This is a genomic window from Campylobacter sp. RM16188 (assembly GCF_012978795.1).
Taxonomy (GTDB): Bacteria; Campylobacterota; Campylobacteria; order Campylobacterales; family Campylobacteraceae; genus Campylobacter_A; species Campylobacter_A canis.
Genome location: NZ_LIWQ01000038.1, coordinates 1 through 848 on the forward strand (window position 1 = coordinate 1; position 848 = coordinate 848).

The window sequence follows — 848 nt, forward strand, 5'->3', positions numbered from 1 at the left end:
CTTAAAGACCTGTGGAAAATTTTAAAAAATTGATAGAATGCTTGCCATATTACAATGGAGGTGTTTTATTTTTTGCCCATATTGTGGATATGAAAAGACCAGAGTAAGCGCTACGGTAAAGGGTCTTGAAACAACTCGCTTTAGAAAATGCGATAGCTGCGGTAGGACATGGACTACTATAGAAATCGTCAAACAAAACGACGAATACCTTGAAAAATTCATAAGAGCAAGAGATGAGTATAGAAATAAAGGGGCTTGATGAGATTGAAGCTAAATTAAAAAGGCTTGAGGAGCTGAAAAACCTAGATAAAAGCGATTTTGATACGATTGGCAATATGATCCGTAACAAGATAGAAAGATCCTTTGAAACAGAAACTAGCCCTTTTGGCGAAAGATGGAAACCCATAAGTGCAAAAACCGCCTTAAGATATGCAGGCGGAAGAAAAAGGGCGTATACGAAGAGTGGAAAAAGACAGAAAAAGGGATTTTTAGATAAATTTGGTGCCGGCGGATCAAAGAAAATACTAAGACTAAGCGGAGATCTAGCTGACAACTGGCATATAAAATCAACTAAAAACAGCGTAACCGTATCAAATAATAGCTCAAACAATGGCTTTGCATACGGACTTACTCATCAATTCGGAAGCTCTAAACTAAATATACCGGCTAGACCGTTTTTGCCAATAGATAGTAACGGGGAGCTAGAGCCCAATCTAAAAGAAAATATACTTAAATTTCTAGACAAGAAGCTAACGAGCGAGTTTAAATAGCATTAGTCAAATTTTGGTGATTTTGGTATAATAACATAAAGGTAAAGCAAGAGATGCCCTCAGATTTGGCAGAGGGAT

The 848-nt window shown here is 37.1% G+C and carries 2 protein-coding genes; both read left to right on the forward strand.

The annotated features are described in order from the left end of the window. The first annotated feature begins 37 nt into the window (after nucleotides 1–37). Nucleotides 38–259 carry a hypothetical protein gene (locus CDOM16188_RS11075; protein WP_216656295.1) on the forward strand — a complete coding sequence of 74 codons (222 nt, stop codon included), beginning with the start codon at nucleotides 38–40 and terminating at the stop codon, nucleotides 257–259. After that, complete coding sequence (locus CDOM16188_RS11080; protein ID WP_172202203.1) at nucleotides 234–770, forward strand: phage virion morphogenesis protein; 537 nt, start codon at nucleotides 234–236, stop codon at nucleotides 768–770. Before CDOM16188_RS11075 ends, CDOM16188_RS11080 begins: the two co-directional genes overlap by 26 nt. The last annotated feature ends 78 nt before the right edge of the window (nucleotides 771–848 follow it).